The 22778-nt window shown below is 45.7% G+C and carries 15 protein-coding genes and 1 pseudogene; 1 reads left to right on the top strand and 15 read right to left on the bottom strand.

Going from position 1 to position 22778, the window contains the following annotated elements; all coding sequences use genetic code 11:
• Nucleotides 1–87: 87 nt before the first annotated feature.
• From PQG83_RS09500 to PQG83_RS09535, 8 genes are all read right to left on the bottom strand, one after another.
• Nucleotides 88–1188 (bottom strand): polysaccharide deacetylase family protein, encoded by a 1101-nt coding sequence (locus tag PQG83_RS09500; RefSeq protein WP_312748813.1) that lies wholly within the window; start codon nt 1186–1188, stop codon nt 88–90.
• Complete coding sequence (locus PQG83_RS09505) at nt 1169–2296, bottom strand: GNAT family N-acetyltransferase (protein ID WP_312748815.1); 1128 nt, start codon at nt 2294–2296, stop codon at nt 1169–1171. Before PQG83_RS09505 ends, PQG83_RS09500 begins: the two co-directional genes overlap by 20 nt.
• A gap of 12 nt (nt 2297–2308) precedes the next feature.
• Nucleotides 2309–4186, bottom strand: a complete 1878-nt coding sequence (asnB, locus tag PQG83_RS09510; RefSeq protein ID WP_312748817.1) for an asparagine synthase (glutamine-hydrolyzing) — start codon at nt 4184–4186, stop codon at nt 2309–2311.
• Nucleotides 4186–4764: a tetratricopeptide repeat protein gene (locus PQG83_RS09515; protein ID WP_312748818.1), complete on the bottom strand. Its 579-nt coding sequence runs from the start codon at nt 4762–4764 to the stop codon at nt 4186–4188. Before PQG83_RS09515 ends, asnB (PQG83_RS09510) begins: the two co-directional genes overlap by 1 nt.
• Before the next feature lie 111 nt (nt 4765–4875).
• Nucleotides 4876–6711: an asparagine synthetase B family protein gene (locus PQG83_RS09520; protein ID WP_312748819.1), complete on the bottom strand. Its 1836-nt coding sequence runs from the start codon at nt 6709–6711 to the stop codon at nt 4876–4878.
• Between the two features lie 16 nt (nt 6712–6727).
• Complete coding sequence (locus PQG83_RS09525; protein WP_312748820.1) at nt 6728–7930, bottom strand: TIGR03087 family PEP-CTERM/XrtA system glycosyltransferase; 1203 nt, start codon at nt 7928–7930, stop codon at nt 6728–6730.
• Between the two features lie 31 nt (nt 7931–7961).
• Complete coding sequence (locus tag PQG83_RS09530; protein ID WP_312748822.1) at nt 7962–9197, bottom strand: glycosyltransferase; 1236 nt, start codon at nt 9195–9197, stop codon at nt 7962–7964.
• 18 nt (nt 9198–9215) lie between these two features.
• Complete coding sequence (locus tag PQG83_RS09535) at nt 9216–10532, bottom strand: nucleotide sugar dehydrogenase (RefSeq protein ID WP_312748824.1); 1317 nt, start codon at nt 10530–10532, stop codon at nt 9216–9218.
• 472 nt (nt 10533–11004) lie between these two features.
• On the opposite strand from PQG83_RS09535, the pseudogene PQG83_RS09540 reads away from it, so the two are divergent.
• A pseudogene (locus tag PQG83_RS09540) lies at nt 11005–12136 on the top strand (IS3 family transposase).
• Between the two features lie 238 nt (nt 12137–12374).
• On the opposite strand, the gene PQG83_RS09545 reads toward PQG83_RS09540, so the two are convergent.
• From PQG83_RS09545 to PQG83_RS09575, 7 genes are all read right to left on the bottom strand, one after another.
• Nucleotides 12375–13556 carry a glycosyltransferase family 4 protein gene (locus PQG83_RS09545; protein WP_312748825.1) on the bottom strand — a complete coding sequence of 394 codons (1182 nt, stop codon included), beginning with the start codon at nt 13554–13556 and terminating at the stop codon, nt 12375–12377.
• 20 nt (nt 13557–13576) lie between these two features.
• A complete protein-coding gene (asnB, locus tag PQG83_RS09550; RefSeq protein WP_312748827.1) occupies nt 13577–15457 on the bottom strand; it encodes an asparagine synthase (glutamine-hydrolyzing) in 1881 nt (626 codons plus the stop codon).
• 18 nt (nt 15458–15475) lie between these two features.
• Entirely contained in the window at nt 15476–16627 is a 1152-nt protein-coding gene (locus tag PQG83_RS09555) for a TIGR03088 family PEP-CTERM/XrtA system glycosyltransferase (protein WP_312748829.1), read from the bottom strand.
• Nucleotides 16628–16924: 297 nt separating this feature from the next.
• Nucleotides 16925–18439, bottom strand: coding sequence for a lipopolysaccharide biosynthesis protein (locus PQG83_RS09560; protein ID WP_312748831.1), 1515 nt, complete (start codon nt 18437–18439; stop codon nt 16925–16927).
• A complete protein-coding gene (locus PQG83_RS09565) occupies nt 18436–20331 on the bottom strand; it encodes a glycosyltransferase family 39 protein (protein ID WP_312748832.1) in 1896 nt (631 codons plus the stop codon). Before PQG83_RS09565 ends, PQG83_RS09560 begins: the two co-directional genes overlap by 4 nt.
• A gap of 299 nt (nt 20332–20630) precedes the next feature.
• Nucleotides 20631–21671 (bottom strand): FemAB family XrtA/PEP-CTERM system-associated protein, encoded by a 1041-nt coding sequence (locus tag PQG83_RS09570; RefSeq protein WP_312748833.1) that lies wholly within the window; start codon nt 21669–21671, stop codon nt 20631–20633.
• A gap of 59 nt (nt 21672–21730) precedes the next feature.
• Nucleotides 21731–22723, bottom strand: a complete 993-nt coding sequence (locus PQG83_RS09575; RefSeq protein WP_312748835.1) for a glycosyltransferase — start codon at nt 22721–22723, stop codon at nt 21731–21733.
• Nucleotides 22724–22778: the final 55 nt, after the last annotated feature.

Genomic DNA, 22778 nt, shown 5'->3' on the forward strand with positions numbered 1-22778 from the left:
CAAAAAACTGACTTCTGTCACCCGTGTCGATTTAAGTGAAAATTTGAGGACGAAACATAATTTATGTACAGGTTACACACCACCACTCTACGACCCCGATAAACGAAACTTGTTCCACCCTAACCTCAATGGCGCAATGTTGTGGTGGTCTGAAGACAGACCTAGGCGTCTGAGCTCAAACCGATCTGTGTGAACACAATTTGTCCCATGAATAGTTGTAACTCCACAGAGAAAACCTTCATCTCGAAGCACTTCTTTAATGGTTTCATTAAAATCCTTGCGATTTCCATTGGGATAGGCAAACAAATCGGCTGCGAGTCCTAGGTTTTTTTCGATTGCGGCTTTGGATATCTTGATTTCCTGTATCGCCTCCCCGATAGGTAAGCAGGTAAGTAGCGGATGGCTAACCGTATGGACACCAATAGAAATCTGTTGTTGAGCCATTTCTTTAATATGCCACCACTCCAATTTTTCAAATCCAGGGCAACTCCAATCCTTTGCAAACCCCAAATCAACTCGTAGCCTTGCAATAAGGCCCTTCCAATCACAAAACTCGAAGCCACGAAGAAATTGTCTAAATACCCACAAAGCCTGCCGTCGTTCTTGAAGGGTCTTGAGAGAATAGGTCGTATCGCCAATAGCAACAGTTGGAGCTTCAGTACGTCGAAAAGCATCAAAAACCAAATCATGCCAAAGAGGTTCTTGTTCAGATTCCAGGGGACCCGTTGACAAAAAAATAGTTGCAGGCACACCTAATGCTCTCAATATAGGATAGGCATGCTCGTAATTATCCCGATAACCATCATCAAAGGTAATTGCCAGTGCATTAGGTGGTAAATCAGATTGTTGAGCCCGAAGAAGGACTTCTTTAAGGGGCAAGATCTGAAAGGATTTGGACAACGTTTCAAGTTGCCGCTTAAAGACGCTTGGGTGAATTCCGCCGATAAAAGGGTCCGGGGAATCATTCACTCGATGCCCAACAAGGATGAGAAAATGAAAATCCTTTCGCTTTCGGATATAGGGAAAAATGACTTTTTCATCTCCACAATCCAGTCGTTTCACTTCGCAATAATCGGCGATAAACAACAAAAAAGATAATAACCCAAACTTTTCCAGACACTGAAAAGTCCACAACAATACAAGATGTTTAAATTCCCTACCCATAGACTTATTTTTGTTGGAGGCCAAGAGGCGCTTTCCACCAATCCCTGATTCGCTTACACATCGGCACTATCCTACCTTCCAATTCCCACGTCAGCCTTCCGGTCAGGGTACGGTTGAATACATCAATTCTGACATTAGTTCGAAAGTCATCCGCCCAATGAAGCTTATAGGCATTAAGACCTGGCCCGTAGTTGTATTCTTGATATCCGTTGACAAATAACCATTGTAGAATTTGGGCTTCTAAGTAGGCGCCTGGAGAACATTCTTTATAGGCTTCGTCAAAATCGGACCTAAGGGCAAAGACCTTTCCTTTACTTTCCAGGTCATATTCCATCGCAATAGGTACTCCATTCGTTTTCAGAAGCCAGACCATCAGCCAACCTCGGGAATCTCCCACCATAGTCAGGATTGAAAAAAAGCGTCTTAGATCCTCCGTATTTGCCAGCGATTTTCCTTCTTGGTATTTCCACCCCTGCCGAGAAACCTGAAGGACCTCTTGCATTACGGAACCATTGAAATTTTGCCGAAAGCACTGAACTTCAACCTTCGGAAGCTTCGAAACGCGATTGGCAATATTTCGCTGAGTTTTCCGAAGCCGGGGACCATGACCTTGAAGGAATGAATCCCACTGCCCTTGAATAGCGAGAAATGGAGTTACCGAGGCTGTTTGCAAAAGATGTTTATTTCCCCCCTCCACAAAGCGGTTTAACACCTCTTTAAAATTCGGCGACTGGTTTGGCCACTGCGTTAGCATCAACACATCCCAGCAATGCCCCAATGTTCCATCAAAATATTCAAGAATTGCTGAAAGGACTTGTCGCTGATTTTCTTTTTCCACAATAAAGTCAACAAGTGGGGTATCCTGATTGGTGATAAATTCCATTTGTTTGACAGGAATCCCTCGAACATATCTCTCAGTACGCCATAGGGGGGCAATTCCAAGAAGTTTCGGACCATCACGAACTGTGAGAATATATAATGGTGGAGGATTCTCATATTGCTCCAACAAACACTGAAACCATTCATGAGTCAAAAAAGGGGAATACTGCTCACTCCTTTCAAGTAAATGTTCCCACTCATCATGTAAAGTCAGAAAATCGCATTTGGTGGAAATTGGTTCAACTTGTATCACCTTACCTCTCCATCAGTTCCAGTATCGACGATGCCATAATTCCAACATCATCAGATTCCAAAGGATGGTTCCGTAAAATGAGGTGGAATCAGTTTGATGGTCTTTAACTATCTTCTCTAACATCTTTTTTTTGAAATACCCCCGCTGCACACTTCTTGGACTTAGCACTAAATCCCGCATCATCTCATTGAGACCTTGGTGAGTGCGAAGCCAAATATGAATGGGCAGGCCAAATCCGTGTTTGGATTTATTCCGAATCTCTTGGGGGAGCACATCAGAATAGGCATCCTTAAAAAATGTTCGTAGTGTTAGTCCCCGCATCTTCAAGGCAGCAGGCACCGAGGCGGCAAATTCCACAAAATTATGATCCATAAAGGGAAAACGTACAGTGACCCCGGCAGCCTCTGTCGTCTTCATGACTTTAATAAGGTCATTGTCGGTCATCACAAGCTTTAAGTCGACATACAGTTGCCGATCGAGTTCGGTATTAGCCTGAGCTTGGGCATAATGTTCATGCACTGCACAATAGGGATTGAAATCAAATCCAATCGCTTCCAGGATTGAATCGTCAAAAAGCTCAGGCAAAGGAATAATTTCATAAAGTCCATGTGCGCAAAGACGGGAGGGATAAGGGACCTTGGCACGCTGAATATATCGTTTACTTTTGCCAAGTATAGGCACGGGCAGCAAGGGCTCAAGACCAAAGATCGAAGGTTCTATGAAGAATCGCCTCAGCCATACCGGCATACGAAAATAGTAATCAAAAAGTTTCTGCGTTGCATAACGCTTGTTTCCAGCAAACAACTCATCTCCCCCATCTCCGGCGTAAAGAAACTTAATTCCGTGATCTCGGGCAAGCTTAGCGCAAAAGTAGGCAGGTATGGCGGAAGAATTCCCATAGGGCTCATCGAAAGCCTCCGTAAGAATGGGAAGAGCAGACATCGTATCCTCCGCGGAAACATAATATTCATGATGACCGGAACCAAAAGCCTTAGCTGCAATTCTGGCATATTCCATCTCGTTAAAACTCTGTTCTAGAAATCCAATAGAAAAACTGTCGATCTGACGTTGTAAAAGTCTGGTAATCACTCCAGTTACAGTAGTGCTATCAATTCCTCCACTAAGAAATGTACCAATCTGAGAACGCAACCCATCGCAGGCAAGCCGAATTGATAGAGCCTCATCAAATTGGTCCCGTAGGGCATTCGTTAATTCTCTTCGAGGCATTCGGGAAGGGGCAGAAAATTGAACATCCCAATAGGTTTTTACCGTTAGCTGTCCATGTTTCATCATGAGGTAAGAACCCGGAGGAATTTTTTTTATTTCCTTGAAAATGGTCTGGGGAGTGGGAATCGAATAGGACGCAGCCATAATGACAAGCGCACAAGGATTGATCGACCGCTTGATATCGAGAGGACAGGCGGACAATGCCTTTATTGATGAAGCAAAAACAAGTTTTTCCTGATCCAGATAATAAAAAAGCGGATGAACTCGAAAACGATCGGTCACAAGATACAGTATTTCTTGTAATCCATCCCACAGAGCTATGACGAATTCACCGCGAATACGTTCGACAAAACCTATACCCTCTTTCTGATAAATCGTCAGCAAGGCTTTAATTTGGCTACAACGGTCGACATCATCACTAAAGAGTTCCTGTTGATTAAAGATGCAGCCGTGAAGAACTAACCCCATAGGTTGGCCATTCCGCTCCTCATGATGTGCCACAGAAATTCGCCCAGGAAAAGGAGCAGATCCTAAACCAACATTCCGACAGATGAAAGTTTGACCATTTTGGCGGGAAGCAAGGCCCTCCAACATCGGAGACAAATGCGGAGAGTCCACATTCCGTTGTCCATCATGAAAGACCACCCCGCAAATCCCGCTCATTACTTTTCTCCCTGGTTCTTACGCAAATGGTTAGCTTTCGCGATGGCTTCCTTTGCACGTTTGGAGTCACCCTGAAGATTGTAGGCCTCTCCTAGCCACTCATATGCCACCATCAATTGCTCATTCATTTGAATAGCCTCATGCAGGTGGTTGATGCCTTCTTCGATCCGTCCAACCTCGACCAGAAAATGCCCATATTGGCCATGCGTGATTGCATGCTGGGGAAATAAATGAAGAGCCTTCCTAAAATACTGATCCGCCAAATTAGGATCGTTTTTCATCTTGGCTATAGAAGCTATAAAAAGTAAGGCATTTGGATGGTTGGGCCAATAACGAAGGATAAACTCCAACTCCGCGATAGCCAACTGCAAGTTCCCTGAAGCAGATCCTTCTCGAAAGTGCTTATAGAATGTGCCCTTGCTCAGATGATATTGCTCATTGGTATTAAGCAGTTTTTGGTCTCGTAAAGGGTCAAAATAGTCATTATTAAAGGTTTGGGCAGAGAGAGAAAAAACGCCTCCCCCCAACGTAAAATAGAGTAAAAGGATTCTAAAAATCAGAAACGGCGATGAGGTCATCCGAACACCTTTCCACCAACCTGCTTGGTGAAAGCATTTACTTTTCTGTCACATAAAAGACAAGGTCTCTCAAGATATAAATATGCGAGAGGAATTCTTTATTTTTCAATGTTATGAATCTGCATTTTGTTCCGCTTCTAGGCTTCGAAGAGTATATTCAATACTAAAAATTCTCATCAACTGTTCGTTCCATAAAAAATCAGAATCTTGTGAAGCGCTCAGGAATCTCTTTAATGGAGCTTTCTCCAGAATCTGCAAGGTACGCATGCTAGATGGATTCAACAAATCTCGCACTGCATCTTCCTTCAACAGAGTGTTTAGTCTTGAATCGGGGTTACAGATAAATTGAGAACCAAACACATTCAGATTCGCCATTTGTGAGAGTTTATGAATTCCCTTTTTTCCAAAATGGACAACCAGTGGAAAAAACCGGTGCATATTATTCCAGGTCAAGGGTTCGGCAGGATGACCCAGTGCAAGAGGATATCTTGCAAAGGTAGGATCGTACCTGTGCAGCATGTGTCTGATGAGTAAACTCCTGACCCGAAACTGGGTTTTAGTCTGCAAAACAACTTCCAGGACGGAGCGAAGTCCAAATGGCGAGAGGCATGGACGAAGACGATTGGTGCTACTTGCGATCCGTCCTTGCCAACGATGAATTCTCATTGACAGATTTACAAAATCCATCTGAAAGGTGTTGGGAAAATGAGCAAGCCCCTCTGTCAAGCGGTCTATGACACCGGAAAGATGATCCACGATATCGACTTGAATTTCATGGGGAAAGATGGTGCGATCATAAGCTCCAAAGGCGTATCGGCGTTTGACAAGCAAATTTCCATCCAACTTCCCAGATGCACCCAGGTAGGGGAACAATAATTCCCACCAGAGCCCACGAGCCAATCCTCCAAAAGATCCATTGACACTAAGATCGAACTTTCCAATCAAGCGCTCCTGAGTTTGCAAAATGCCCGCGTATTCAAAAAGGTTACACTCCCCATCGGTCATTTGAAACGCCCGCATAATTGCCTCCAGAGAAACTTGCGGTGTGCGTGGTAGATGAATGTGGTCAAGCCCAGCTACCCTAGCAAGCCCTTTGGACACGATTACATCGGGATTTTGCGGTTGACCTGATACCGTACATGTAACTGGGACACCGGCCCCAAGGAACGCCGCCACAAGAGCACGGGAATCATACCCCCCCGTCAAATCACAAATAGGAGTGGGATACCGTCCTCCCAAAAAACGGGCGGAACGTGTTAGTGCTTCCCAAAGAGAATCCGTAGAATATCTTCCCTCAAAGGCCTCTGGCGTCAGATGTTTTATATCCCAATAATGCTGTTCCCTTTGTACCCGACCAGCAGAAAATGTAAAGATGGTTGCGCCTGGAAGTTTATGAACGTTCTTAAACAATGTCCTTTCCTCAAATATGGTACCGACACTAAGAAACTCCTGGCATCCAAGGGGATCAAGCTCAACCATCCCTAACCTTCCCAACACTAAGGAAGAACTCGACAATGCGATTCCGCAGCTAAATTCTCGGGCAAAACAATGACAGCTTCCGGTAATATCTGTGATCAGAGTCACCTCACCAGTTCGTCCATCTCCGATTAAGATAGTAAAAAACCCTTCTAGGGCTCCAGCTAATTTAAGAGAACCAATCTCCAGATACTGAGTGAGAAGACATTGTTCTGTTTGGCACTCAAAAGATTGACGATGGATCCATGTACCAATAGCAAGAAGCCAACTCCCCGTCTTTGGGTCGCCAACCACTGCCCCCCCAGATCCATCTGTTCGGGCAAAGGAAACCGCAAACGCCTCTTTTGACTGCGCAGCACCTTGGGGTTTCAAGGCAAGGAGTCGACTTGCAGCCTGACGTCCCTTTTCATAGGTCTGGGAGGCTTCATTCCGTAATTCCTCCGGATAGAGGAAAGCCAAAAATGCACCCAAACTGTCTTCTCCTCAATTAAAAAGATGTATCCAATTTCTTCGTCTCTATGAGCTTATCAAGAGATTTCATAGAAGAGTCCCAAGAATGGGTTTTTTGAATCTGCTTTTTCGCCGCGTTTGCCAAGCGAACACGGAGGGAAGGATTTTTTAAAAGTTGGATTACTCGATGGGCAAAATCTTCTGGGGTAGCTGATACGAAAAGATGCTCATCTTCCTTAGCTTGAATTCCTCTTGCGGCCTGAGGAGTTGCCACAACAGGAAGACCCATCGCTATGGACTCCAAAATTTTATTTTGAGTCCCCCTGGCAATTCGTAAAGGAGCTACGGTTAGAGTGGCGTTTCGAAGAAAGGGCCTCACATCCGGCACCGTACCCGTAACAGTAACATTGGGTAGCTCCCCTAGTTTCCGGATACTTTTTGCAGGATCGGCTCCAACAACCAAAAATTGAGCATGGGGCAATTCCTTCTGAATAATTGGAAAAACCTCTTCTGCAAAAAAGAGAGCCCCATCAACATTCGGGAAATAATCCATCCTACCTAAAAAAACAATGGTGGCATCCCGCGCTATTGGCTCATTTCCATTTTTCATAGAAAAGTAAGAGGTGTCCACTCCATTAGGAATCACCCCACAAGGGGTTGGTACCTTCAAATTGTCATATTCCTTCCATTCGCCAGTGGTCGTGACCAAACAATGATCGAATCTTTTCGCCATTTCCTGTTCAAAGCTTCGAAGTTTTTTAGCTTCAAGCGCATATCCAAGATTTAATGGAAATGCTCGCCATGTGGCATAATCTGTCCATTTCATCGAATCGATATCGCCGAAATCAAGCACTTTGAAACAACCTGGCAATTCGGAAACATAAGGAGCAACAAAGGCACAGTGAACAAGAACCATATCAAACTTTATCGATTCCGAAACCTCCCGGATTCGCTGAAACAGTCGAGGAGACCAGAAATACGCAGCAGATGATGGCGTCCGGGTTGGCAAAGCTCCAAATGCCTGCACCCAGCGAAGAGAAGGAGGGACCACCTCGGCAATCACTTCGGCACAGTATTGGCGAATTTCGCTTCCTTGCTCCAACTCCTGATGCGTTTCTGCCAGCGTGGCGACCACAACTCGGTGCTTATCACTCAAATGTTTTATCATATGAAATGGACGAATTTTTCCTCCACGGTTTGGCGGATAGGGAAAACGGTGGCAGACAAAAAGAATATTCATGGGCAAAACCAATTAAGGAGAAAGATTGGATCTAATGCATCTCATCATAAACCCGCAAACAAATCTCGGAAAACCTTTTGACCGCCTCGTTCCATCCACAACGTGTCTCAACGAACTCCCTAGCAGACCTGCCAATTTCGTTTCGTACAATGGGATCCTGTAAAAGACGGATAACGCACTTAGCAAATTCTTGCGGTTGGTCAGCCAAAAGGACATGCTTCCCGTGTTCTACGGGCAACCCCTCGGTCCCCACTCGAGTGGAAACAATGGCCTTTCCCATTGCCATCGCCTCATAGACTTTGATCCGTGTACCCCCACCTATTCGGAGGGGAATGATGTAAACGCTTTTTTGACGAATATAGGGGCGAACATCTTCAACTCTTCCGACAATTCTTATCTCTGGATATTCCTCCACGGTTCGCCGCAGGTAGGCCGATGGGTTTCTCCCCACAACAGTTAGGGTGACATCAGGAATGGCAACCCTAATGCGGGGTAAAATGTTTCGCGCAAAAAAAACAATTGCGTCCTCATTAGGAAGCCAATCCATTGCCCCCACAAATACCAAACTGTTCCCTTGAGGGTTCTTTTCATCTGCAGAAAAGTAAATCAAATCGACCCCTGTTGGAATCGCATGGACATTAGGCACTCCAAAATCCTTCTGTAAGATCAACTTATCTTGTTCCGACACAGCCACAACCGCATTAAATTGTTGACACATCTTCTTTTCAAACCGCTCCATTTTCTTCCATTGTGCCCACCAGAACATTTTCATGAAGGCATTTCTGGCGGTCTGAAAATGTCGTTTGACAATCATAGATTCGACATTATGTTGAAATAACAGAGTGGGAAATCCCATAACATTACGAAAATTTAAGGTCGGTTGCAGGAAATCACAGATCAAGAGATCAAACTCTCTATTTTGCACAAGTTCTGCAATCTTCCCCTCAATGGCTCTAGAGTAATCATTCTTCACAGAAATGGGATACCGAGAAAAATTCCACGCCAACACTCTTGCATAGAAGGAGAATGAGTATTTGAACACCTCTTTCCATAAGACATACTGAAAATCATCACATAATTTTTTTACCTGACCTAAGTAAGGTTCATCTTTGGGACTTTCAAAATGGCACAATAGGGTGATGTCAAAATGTTTCTTGAGTCCCTCTAGCATTTTTCCGGTCCGAATCTTTCCTCCTGTATCCATAGGAAGCGGGAATCGTTGAGAGAAGAACAGGACCCTTAGTCTTTTCGCACCATCTGTATTCATGACTTTTCTCTTGAACTCTTACCAACAAATCCCTTCGTTCCCGGGATTCATTTCCTTCAGATCCGAACTCACCCGTACAAGATCCAGTATCACTTTATCTTTCAGATACGGCTGGATGTCTGTAGAAAATTTCCCAAAAGATTTTGCAATGACCAGCACCTCGGATTCTTGGATCACGTCACCAAGGTTGTCTGACACCAGCCCAGAAATATGGGGAATCTCCCTCTCAATATACTCTTTGTTCGCGCCAAATATTTTCGAGAGAAACACCTCTGGATCATAAATTTTGACCTGATAACCTTTACCCAGCAAATTTTCGACAAGCGCCACTGTGGGAGATTCGCGCAAGTCATCCGTCCCTTCTTTAAAGCTCAACCCAAGAACTCCGACATTTTTCTTGCCCTTGCCGATGACGAGATTTACAGCTCGCTGAACATGCAACCGGTTGCTTTCCATCAAAGAGGAAAGTAGAGGGGAGACAAGATCCAACGCTTTACATTGATAAAGTATGGCCCTCAGGTCTTTGGGCAAGCATGATCCTCCAAATGCAAAGCCTGGCTTGAGGTAGGCCGGAGATATATTCAACTTTGTATCTTGGCAAACCAGCTTCATGATCTGATGGCTATCCATATCAAGCGCCTTGCAAAGAATACCAATCTCATTGGCAAAAGTGACTTTGAGCGCATGGAAGACATTGCACACGTACTTGACCATCTCGGCCACTTCGAATGTCGTGCGTTCCATTGGCGCATCAATCGCTTCGTTCAGACTCGCGACAATATCTCCTCCACGTGAGGTGGTTTCTCCAATAATGGTAAAAGGTGGATTATAAAAATCATGAATCGAGCTTCCTTCACGTAGGAATTCTGGGTTAAAACACACATCAAAATCTTTATGGGCCTTTTTCCCTGCACCCTCTTCTAAAAGGGGAATCAATGTTTGGCGAATAGTCCCGGGTAAGACCGTGCTTCGAAAAACGAAACAATGATATTCCCTTTTTTTCCTCAATGCACTTCCAAGCTCACGGCTGATAGTCTTGACAGTATGAAGATCTAATGATCCGTTGCTGCAAGAAGGAGTACCGACACAGACCAGACTGACATCCGACTCCATTACAGCTCTGGATAAGTCCGTTGTTGCCTGAAGGGTTCCCTTTTTACGACCCGAAAGGATCAAATCCTCAAGACCTTTTTCAACAATAGGACTTTTGCCCTCGTTGATCATAGAAACTTTCATTTCATTGATATCTACGCCGATGACCTGGTGTCCGTCCTGACTCAAACATGCTGCGGTCACACATCCAACATAGCCTAAGCCAAAAATACTGACCTTCATATTTCCAACCTCCTCCGAAAGGAACAGCCAAACCTGCTAATGACAATCAAAATCTTGCTCACGAATAGAACCTAAAGTATCGACATTTTTGGTGTCGGCTTTTCAATTTCCCAAAAAGGAATTTTCTTCTACTGCATTTAGGCAAAGACCACCTATCTTCAAACAACGGTCTTCAAGCAGCTCTGCGCAACACACTACTGAGGTGAAACAATACGGCACCGCCTGCAAAGGGAAAAACTCTCTCACATCACCAAGCAAGAGAATCTCCGCCCAAGAGTGTGGAATACTCTTAATGACAGTAATCGGTATTTCGGTATTAGTTCTTAATGCAATACATTTCAATGAGGGGAAAATTGCCGGACATCACTAAAATGGTTCTTGGAAGTGGTGAACCCCATTCATTAGACAGGAATTTCCGGATGCTCAGTGAAATCTTCTGCGGTATATTTTTGTTCAACGAAAGGAGCAGAAGATGGCACGACGATCACGAAGGAATCACTCCCCCGCTTTTAAGGCCACAGTCGCCTTGGCGGCCGTTCGAGGCGACCGAACGCTGGCAGGGTTGGTGAAACAATTTGATGTGCATCCCAATCAGATCCAGGGCTGGAAGAAACAGCTGCTGACCAAAGCCGAGCACGTATTTGGGGCAAGTACGGCGGATACCGCCACTCATGACCAGATTCAGCAGAAACTCCATGCCAAGATCGGGCAGCTGACGATGGAGAAGGATTTTTTAGCCAACGCGCTCGGGCACGGCCGATGAGCGAGCGCAAAGCGATGATCAAGGTCAAACAAGAGCTCTCTGTGATTGGTCAGCGTGGGTTGTTCGCCGTCCCTCGCTCAAGTGCGTATGCTCGCTCACAGGTTGTCTCGGAGTCCGAGATCGAATTGATGAGACAGCTCCACGCGCTCTATCTCCAATGGCCGCTCTACGGGAGTCGGCGGCTGTGCGTTGAGCTTCGGCATCGAGGGTATGGAGTGAACCGGAAGCGGGTCCAGCGTCTGATGCGGAAAATAGGGCTCCGGGCTATCTATCCAAAGCCCCGCACTTGTCAGCCTGGCAAGGGGCATAAGGTGTATCCCTACCTGCTGAGAGGCCTGAATATTGAACGCTCGAATCAGGTCTGGGCGAGTGACATCTGTTATATCCCCATGGCCAAAGGGTTTCTGTATCTAACGGTCATTATGGACTGGCACTCACTCGAATGCTGGCTTGGCGGGGCTCAAAGACCCTGGAGACCGAGGCATGCGTGGAAGCGCTGGAAGAAGCACTCGGCTATTATGGAGCACCAGAAATTTTCAATTCCGACCAGGGGCCACCATACACCAGCGAGGGGTTCATGGCGGTGCTCAAAGCTCAGAGAGTGCAGATCAGTATGGATGGGAAAGGTCGGTGGGTCGACAATATCTTTGTGGAACGTCTCTGGCGGGGCGTGAAGTACGAGGATGTGTATCTCCGAGCCTATGACACTCCAACCACGCTGCGGGCTGGCCTGACAAGCTGTTTTCAATTCTATAACCGCGCACGCCGTCATCAGACATTGAACCGACAAATACCCAATGCCGTATATTTTGCTGATCTCCAAACAAAGCAGGTGGCGTAAAGAAAGGCAGAAATTTCACTTATCGATCTGTCCAGAAATCAGGGTCCACTTCTCAAAAACCATCTCTTCAAATAGACATAGGGATTCAAGAAAACCTTTATGATTGCCCAAAATTCATTAGTATTTGGGAGGTGCCCTCGGTAGTCATGAAATCTGCTTAGTATCCGAAAGCCATTCGTGAGAGGAACGTGACTTTATTCTTTCGGAAAATAGTACCGTGCGTTACCAGTGCGTTCGGTTACCCAACTGCACTCTTAAACACCTCATACTCCTGCCCCGCAACCTGTTCCCATGTACGACGATGGACATGCTGACTTATGAGATCAGCATCCCAGACCTTATTGAGTGCTTCAATAATGGCCTTTGCCATAGCTTCAGGAGAACGATCCGTGAGAATGCCCACGTCTGGTGAATTTACAAGATCGGGTATTCCTCCAACACGCGTAGCCACAACCGGAGTCCCGCATGCTAAGGATTCGAGAATGACATTAGGGCATCCCTCCCGGCTAGATGCCAAACAAAATAGATCTGCCGACCGGTACCACTTAGGTAAAAAATAATGTGGAACCGGCCCCATGACGCGTACGTTATGCGTCAGATTCAGGTCTATCACAAGGCTCTCCAGGGATAGGCATTCCTTTCCCTCCCCGATGAGTACGAGAATGGGAAGTGAATCTAGACCTTCACTATCTCTCAAAAATGCCAACGCTTTCACAAGAAGATCCATCCCTTTATTTGGTGTATAATTGCCTACCGAGAGCACCAGCTTTTGATTTCCCTCAAAACTAATCGATTTTCGTGCCTCAGCCTTGGAGGACGGATAGAATGTTTCAGAGTCAACACCATTAGGAATCACCCTAATTTTATTTTGAGAGATTCCGAGTTGACCAATCTTCTCAGCTAAGGGATTCGATACAGAGATCACAGAAGAGGCACGAGACAGAGTTAGCCGCAGGAGAGAACGAATGATTGGAAGATCCGCGCAAACATTCACATCACTTCCTCGGGCCGTAACTACAACAGGACACCCCAAATATTGTCCGATCAACATCCCGGCGAACCCATCCGGATAAACAAAATGTGCATCTACGATATCAGGAGGAAATTCACGACATATGCGTTTCACTAGGGGCAAGGAACATAGGGCCATCAGGAAACCATGTATGGCCATGCCTATTTTGGGAGCCATGATATAGCGGGGATGGTACACTTTTATTCCGTCTACAAATTCTCTTTTCTGAACACGGCGGTATGACATTCGCCATCCAAACCCAATTGGCGGATAGTACGGGACTGGGGAAACAATTTGAACGTGGACACCAGGTAAGGCGGCAATCCGAGTTAGTCGTTCCTTGACAAAAATACCGTGATTTGGACAAACATTGTTAGGATACAGGGAGGTAAAACCAAGAATATTCACCGTCTAATTAGAATCCATGTTCATGAATAGCTATATACCTGTTGCCAAAGTCGAAACATCAAAATGGTCCACAAAACGGTCGAACGATCGTGCAGTCCACTTTGATGCTCCCGCCAGAAACGTTCCACCGTTTTCTTATTGAGCAGCCCATCATCGTGAGAAGAAAAAATCACATCACCAGCCAAACTTTTTAGATCTTGCCGCAACCACAAAGCGAGCGGAATTCCAAATCCCATTTTCTCGCGGTGCAAAATGCTCGCTGGCAGCATATGACCCAATGCTTTCTTGAAAATATATTTTCCAGTAGACCCACGGAGCTTGAGATGAAAGGGAATGGTCGCGACAAGCTCCATGAACTCATGATCCAATAGTGGAGCCCGAACCTCAAGGGAATGCGCCATGCTGGCCCTATCTACCTTAACCAGAATATCATCCGGCAGGTAGGTTTTGATATCCAAGTAGAGTATGCGAGAAAAAGAGTCAAGCCCGACGGGTTTTTCATAATAACTTCGGAAGAGTTCAAAGGTTTCGTACTCTCCTAGTTGGTGCAACACATCCTGACTAAGAAGGACTGATTTAAGTTCCGGACTCACCGCAGATACGGAGCGAAAATACGCCTCAAGATGTGAACAAGCAAGGCTTTCAAACGTGGCCTTTCCCCGAAACATCCGTGGAGCCCAATCCATTTTTGGATACAGCACAGATAAGGGTCCAAATACAGCTTTTCGAAGCCCTGGAGGCAATAAACTCCGCAAGTCTTCTTCCCGCTTATCAAATGCATAACGGCGATATCCCGCAAAATTCTCGTCACCCCCATCCCCGGAAAGAGCAACGGTCACATATTCTCGGGCAACCTGGGAAACATAATACGTAGGAATGGCAGAAGAATCAGCAAAGGGTTCATCATAGAACCAGACCAATTTCTCAAGAATATGAGCAGCATCGGGTTTGACAATCACCTCATGATGATCTGCTTTGAACCGATTGGCAATCTCCCGCGCATACTCCAGCTCATTAAATTCTTCTTCGACAAACCCAATTGAAGAGGTCTGGACCGGCTTCCCAGTCAGCAGACTCATCAGCCCCACAACCGCTGAAGAATCGATCCCTCCTGAAAGAAAAGCCCCCAAGGGAACGTCGCTAATGAGTCGGAGTTGTGTTGCCTCTTTGAGAGCATCCATCAATCGTTCTTCCCATTCATCCTCTCTTCTGTGAGGGTTGGGATCGAAATGTAAATCCCAATACTCTTTTTCTTCAACACCCTTCTCTGTTATTCGAACAAAGTGGCCGGGTTGGACTTTACGAATAGCTTTATTGATCGACTTTGGTGCTGGGACATATAAAAGAGAGAAGTAATCGGACAAGGCTTGCAAATCGATTTCTTTTTTAACACCTGGCACGGTCAAAATAGCCTTCATCTCTGACGCAAAGGCCACTTGATCTTTGTCGACTAAATAATACAGAGGCTTTTTTCCGACCCGATCCCTGGCAAGCACTAACTTTTTCTTGCTCCCATCCCAGAGCGCAATCGCAAACATTCCACGAAAAAATTGAAAACATTCTTCTCCATACTCTTCATAAGCGTGAACAATGACTTCCGTATCCGACCACGTTTTAAATTGATGACCTTTTCGGACCAAATCGTGGTGAAGGGATTGAAAATTATATATTTCCCCATTAAACACAACCCAAACCGACTGGTCCTCATTGGCCATGGGTTGATGCCCACCCTCAAGGTCGATGATCGACAGCCTGCGATGTCCAAGTCCAATGGGGCCAGTCACGTAATACCCCGCGTCATCAGGTCCACGATGGACCAACGTATCCGCCATCCTCTCGATCATGGCGTGATGAACAGGTTCCCCTGACCACACGTTAAATATTCCGCAAATACCACACATAGATCGCAATCCCGAATGTTACAATGAGACCCTTTTCACTTTAGTCTTGGTTGCAAGCAATTTCGTATACAATTGATCGTAATCACTGACCATTCGGTCAAGATTAAATTCTCTTTCCACAACATCACGACCCGCCAGGCCATGCTTCAATAGCAGAGCTGGATCCCCCACATAGGTAGCCAATGCATTTCGAAGGGCATTCACATCCCCAGTTGGAATCAAAAACCCGGTGACACCATCAATCACCAGTTCAGGATTTCCACCCACTCGAGTGGCGATTACCGGAAGGCCTGAAGCCATAGCTTCCAAAATGGTATTCGAGAGTCCTTCGCGAAGCGATGGGAGGACAAACACATCCATGCGGCTTAACCATGTGGGTATATCAGATTGCTGCCCTGCAAAATGAACGTGGGTGTTCAACTGAAGCTTTTCAACCAAGGCTTCGAGGTTGTGTTGACACGGGCCGTATCCAACAAGCAAAAGATGAACGGACTGGCCACCGTGAACGAGATCGGCAAAGGCCCTGATCAACAATTCTTGATCCTTGACAGGATCAAAGCGTCCAACCGTCCCGATGGTTATTACGGCATCTTGTTGATGTCGCTCTGCCCCTCTTTTCCATAAAGAAAACCTCTTCACATCTACTCCATTGGGAATTGCCACGACTTTGCCTTCAGGGATCCCGACTGATTTCACCAACCACGAACCGAGATCCTGAGAAACCGCCACGAATTGATCAACGAACCATCCAATTAGACGTCGGGTCCATCTTCGAATGATTCGACGGCCATCAGGATCGGTCATATCACGCCCATGCTCTCCATGGACTACAATGGGCACACCGGCCATCTTTGCCGGCAAAATCGCATCAATCGTTCCCCAATTACGGGTATGAACGACATCGACTGGATTGGCTTGAAACAACTGAAACAATTTCCCAGGGAGGTGCCAATCCAAACCAGGAGTCTTGTTAAGTTCAAAGACCTTCACATCCCTCCGCTGCACGTGTCCGATAAAATTCCCTGAGCGCTGAATACAACAAAGACTATGCCTGAAACGCTCACAATCCAATCGATTGATGAGATTCACAACCCCATTTTCTAATCCACCTTTATCGAATGAAGTTACCACATGCATAATATGAATCGGAGGAGGCGAAGGTATTTTCACCTGTGAATCCCTATCGTGAGGTAAGAGTTTCGCATCACAATTCAGCATTTGTAGTTTTCAATGTTTCATTCCGGCCCTTAAAACACCACAAATCATTTTGCTGCTATCAAGATGATCGCTAGATTGCGAAGATTGTTCCACGTATTGATTTTGAAAGATGTTGATTCTGTATCATCATCGGAATGATATTCCTCAAGCTTAACCGATAAAAACCCATATGGAAAACAAGATCAGATGGCCAGACAATGGAAGACGGGGTTTTGTCTTATCAGCCATTTCTTAAAGACCAGGAATGTATCAGCCCATAATTCGACCCAGGATAGTGACCCGCAACCAGACATAGGTGCTTCTTACATAATGGGTAATTTCACGGTGCACCTCCACGACCACATCAGTTCGTGGTTTATTCCCCATTGCCAGAAAGTACACAAAATAGGAAAGCCCACCGACCACAATCATGGTGAAAAGAACTGTGAACATATTCGTTCCCACGAAATTCTGAAGGAGTATCCGACCTATCCCTAGGCACACGGACATGACGGCGCATCCTAGAAGAGACGGCATGAGCACGATGGCATAGTCCACAAACTGAACCTTGACTAATTGTCTGACTAGAATGAGTAATAGAATCAAAAAGATGCCGGCCCCAACAAGAACCGCAGTGGCCACGCCGATCAATCCCCAATAGCTCCCAATCATAACCCCCACAAACATGATGACGAAATAAATGGCCTGACGCTTCAATTCAAACCCAACAAAACCCATGGCCGTAATCAATGAAACAGCGATAGAGTCTAGCGACAACAGCAGGCCCGCAAAGCTCATGATCCGCAGGGGAGCCACCGTGCCTATCCATTTTTCCCCATACAGCACGGTCACAAGTTCTGGAGCCACCCAGAAAAGCCCGACAACAACAGGGGCGCAAAACCATGAGGTAACGCACGTCGCTTTAAGAAACCCTTTTTGCAATTGACCGATATTATGTTGTGCTTCTGAAAAGGCTGAAAAGAGAACAAGATTAATCGAATTTGAGATCTTATCCAAAGGTAGAGTCATTAATGTATAGGCTCGCTCGTACAACCCTAATTGACCTGCCCCCAATAACCTGCCCACCAACACATAATCCACATTTTTGGCAATATCATTTAACACATTGACTAAGGTCATCTTTCCTGTATAGGGGATAAGGTCACGTAACGCTCCCAGACTAAAGTGCCAGGAAGGAACCCACTTACTCACATTTACGAGATAAATCGCATTGGTTAAATGCCCGGCAAGTCTTCCACCCACCAAACTCCAGACCCCAAAACCAACATATGCACATGTAACGGACACCCCACCAGATACAAGCTGCTGAAACAGCGTGGCTAACCCGGAAGCTTTAAAATTAATTGCCTTACGTAATATTGCCGTGGGAATTGAAATGAAAGGGAGAATAAACATATACAGGGCAAGAACCTTCAGAACATCCCCAATGAGCTCATTACGAAAAAACTCCGCAATGAAGGGAGAGAGCACTATTAGCCCAAAGTAGACCAAACTTCCCAAAACCAATTGCACAAGCCATACCGTCGCATAATGTTCTTTCCGAATCGAGGGGAATTGAATCAGCGCAGCGACAAACCCTGAACTGACAATAGAACTGCTAATTTCCAAAAAGATAATGAGGGCTGCCAAAACTCCAAAATCTGCTGGCGAAAGCAACCGTGCAAGGGCCACTCCCAGGCCAAACGTCAGGACTTGTCCACACAATGTGGTTACACCTGACCATGCCACTCCACGCTTGGTTCGACCTTCAAGACTTTCTTTCATGAATGAGGTAAAAAACGATATACGCGAGTTTGTTCGTCACGTCCCACATAGACCTCACAGCGACAGGTCACAACTTGCTGGGACAAGAGGGCTTCTACTGATTTCGGGTCTTCACTCGAGGTAATAAGCCATATGGTTTTGTCTTTGTGCTGTTTAAGAATGGCGTCGACTCCTTGCGGGCTCGTCACGGGTCTGGACCGCGTGTATTTGTCGAACCACTCTCCATTTTGTTGATAACTATACTGTTGCATGCCCTCAGGCAAACGAAGCCAATAGTCAACTTGTCCCACATAAAAAGTCTGCTCAAACACATCCATCGCAATCACCACATCATCTTCCTGAAGATGCTTCCTCACATATCGCCCCGGCCCCTGGTGATCAGGATGATGGGGATACCCATGCAATATAGAGGGAATTTCTTGGTTATAATCGAGGCGTCCCATCTTCATGGCTGCCCACACGTGATGCTGTTCATTGATGACGGGAACGACCAGGAGGAACAATGTAAAGCTCAAAACTGCCGTCACAGTAGTAGTTTTTGTTGAATACCCTCCACTCAAAAACCGGTCATGGATCAGTTCTCCGAGAAACTGTGCGATACGAGCGACTCCCCATGCCATGATCATTAAATAAAACGGGTAGAGCGGCAGCGTGTAGCGAAGCCCAATCCACTCTCGAGTCAATCCCAACACCAATAACGGCAACCAAAACCATACGAAAATCGGAGCTTCGCGACGAAGACAACCTAAACCTTGATGTCGAGTCAGGATCCAGAACACCGAAGTCAATATCATGACTCCGCTCATAACGGGAAAGGCTTCAATGTACATTAGGATGTGCAGAGCTGGATAATAGAAAGAGTCTTTAAGAACTTTTCGTATTAAATCAATCTGGGAGACAACATTCAAACCAGTTCCTTGCCAGATTGCTATTCCATAAAACACCCAAAACCCAAGAACCATAGAGAGCAAAACCAGTAAAGATTGCACAAAACGAAGCCTTGCGACTTCTCGCAACTTTTCACCCAAGGTCAATCCCAGCAGAAGCACACAAACAGCCACCAAACCGAACAGGTTAAAAAGCGCAAAACCTGATAGGAGAAAGCTAATAATGTATAACCAGGAAGGAATCGCTTCCCGCCTGGCTAAGAAGCGGTAACTGGTCAAGACCCACAAGATCACACACAGCACCAAACCACAGAACAGCAAAAAATGCTGTTCCCTCATGTCGGACAGCATCCAAAACTGTGGCAGAAAATGGAAGTGTAAGGCATTCTGAATCTTAACCAAAAGGCTTACCTGTGCCACACCTTGATCTTGGATGACTCCAGGAACAACAAACGCTTCGAACTTCTGGTACCCATACCAGAAAATAGAAAGCCCTAAACTCACAGTGAGTACAAGAAACTGTTCCTTAAAAGCCAGCCGATACATACCAAAGAAAATTGGAAGGCACCAAAAACCCATTAAAAGAATTCCCAGTTCATGGGAAGTGATAGTCAATAACGCTCCGACAACAGCTAGAACCCGATACATTGGATTTTTATCGATGAACCCCTTTTCAAACCAGAGGAGAGAAACCAGAAAAAATGTCAGAAAGGCTGAATACATCCGGCCCTCTCGAGAGATGTCAATATGCCAAGCCGAACAAACCAAAAACCAGGTTGCCATCAGTCCAGGTAACCTACCAATGTGGCGCCTTGCCAGGGAATAAAAGATAGGGAGCGCGATGAGGCCCAGAACCGCGCTCGGAACCCGTATAGCCAATTCACTCAGGCCAAATATCAGCGCTGAGGCTGCAGCCATATAGGAATAGGGCGCCGCCCGCCAATAAGCCATTCCCGACGGCATATGGGGAAACCCATCAGCCAAAATGGCTTGAACGGCAAGCATGGTGTGTTCCTCATCACCATAAAGACTGAGATCACCCAGCCCAGGAAACCGAAAAAAAGCTCCCACAGCCATAATCACCAGGAGGTGAACCCCATGATATCTCGAAAGACATCTACGATAAGAAGAGGAATCTTTTGGAAAAGGCATCAACATTTCTTCAGGGGGAGCGTCTCCCGAACCCGTATCGACCATGGTAAGACGGAAAGATTTCGAAAAGGAAAGAAGAATTCTTTCTCCCTCACGATTATTCCCATCATATTCAGTCAGGCAAAGTTGGCAGGATGAAACCTGCCGGGAAATTACGGAACATAGCGAATGAGGTGAGGTCCTACAATGTTGGCAATTGGAAGAGGAAGCTTCTTCCACAACGCAATGAAGGGTTTAAATTTTGAGTTTGTCGGACTCACATTGGGGATCTCTTTTTGCTTATGCAACGAATACTGATACGGTAAAGGAAGGGGCTCAAATCCCCAATGGCGCTTAAAGTCAAAGGATCCGGTTCCCCGCTTACTTCTCCCAAAATCAAAAATCGTAAAACCGTGCTCACAGCCATACTTCATAAGTTCCCAGTACATAAAGTCATTCACGGCAAAGTGAAAATATGATTTCAATGCTCCACTATAGTGGGGCATCACCCGGTTTTTATAGAAAAATGTAAGAACCGCAGCGACTGGGGTTTCCTGATGCCAAACCGTATGAATTCGCACCTTTTCTTCGAAAATTTCCATGAGACATTGAAAATATTTGTAGGGGAACACCGGAGTCCCTAGGTTATGAACACTATGTGCATAGATTTCATAGAACAGAGGGATACTTTCCTTGCCATTAACGGATGAAACTAAATCATGCTTCATTCCCTGGCGAATCATCCGTCGTTGTTTCCTGGGGATAGCGGCCATATTCTTATCCGCATCTGATTCAAGTTCCCGTTCAAATGTCACGTACAGATCTTTCTCAGGAAGATCCACACCACACGGGCTTGCCTGCCGGAGTTCAATATAATCGGCACCAAGCTCCTCCGCTAATTCCTGGGCTCGATGCAAGAGGGAATTGACCGCCACGGAGTTATCTGCACAAATTCCACCGGTAACCCCAAAAGGCACCGAAATCAGAGCATTTCCACAAATGATGTTTTTCACTTGAAATAACGGCAAACACCCGCATATCCCGCAATCATCATATGCAGCCAGGTAACAAGAGCGATAGCCAAATGTTTTTTCAATGACTTTTTTCCAGCCAATAAGATGAAAAAAGGTACCCTGAGGGGATCTGTCAACAAAATCATCCCACAATTTTTCTTCATGGTCTTGAAAAAATGACACCCGTACGTTTTCTTTCATAGAAAATTTTCTTTCAGGAATTCGCCATGTCACCAGAAGTGGGATTGACTCAAATCAGCTTATTTTAAAATCTTCTGGACAGCATAATCTTTGAGTTTCCGTGCATGAGTAAAAATAATCATTTCGCCCAGTAAACCAATTGAGGCGGTTTGGACGCCAAGCACCATCAACAAGACTCCTAAGATGAGCAGTGGCCGGTCGGTAAGACCTGTAAGGCCAAAGAGTTTTTGGATCGCCAGAATCATGGATATGATGAAACCGCCTGAAAATAGCCCCGCACCAATCAAGCCAAAGAATCGTAAAGGCTTTTTGGTAAATTTGAAAAGGAAGACCACCGTCAGAATATCAAGGATTCTGCGGAGATAAACACCTGGCCGATAAATTCGTGAATGACAATCCGCAGGATGCTGGAGAACATTTTTCTCTACAACACGAAACCCTCGGTGATAGGCGAGCAACGGGAGGAACCGATGCAGATCACCATACAGTTGAACTTCATGAATCACATGCTTTCGGATACCCCGAAGGCTACAGCTCATATCATGAAAATTCACGTCGGTTAAATACCAGACAACAAAGTGAAAGACATAATTCTGCAACCGATTGATCCAAATATCACGACGAGGGTGTCGACGTGTGACAACAAGGTCGTAACCTTCCTTCAAAGAGTTCACCACCAATTGCAGACTCTCAGGCAAGGTTTGAAAATACGCGGGCAACGTGATGAACATGTCTGATTTTGCATGCTGAAATCCCACCATAAGAGCGGTGGCTTCTCCAAAGTGACGTGGTAGAGAAATAACGTGAATGGGTTTACCCTTAGCAATGAGGCCTTCAAGGGAGTGCCGCGCACTTTCAAAGCCCCCATCCAGGACAAAAATAAATTCAAATGACTTCACTAAGCCGGTCAAAATTTCAGCATGCGCAAGATAAATATCACAGAGTGAATCATTTCGCTCTGTCACAGGAATAACAACAGACACCGCGAATTGACGTTGCTCTGGACACTCTCCACTCAGGTGGGCCACGGAAGAAGGAGAAATTGAAGGCATAGTGGCAAGAGGATCGAAAAATGAAGAATAGAATAACTGATCTGGGATTGTTCTC

The sequence above is a fragment of the Candidatus Nitrospira neomarina genome (assembly GCF_032051675.1).
Lineage (GTDB): Bacteria > Nitrospirota > Nitrospiria > Nitrospirales > UBA8639 > Nitrospira_E > Nitrospira_E neomarina.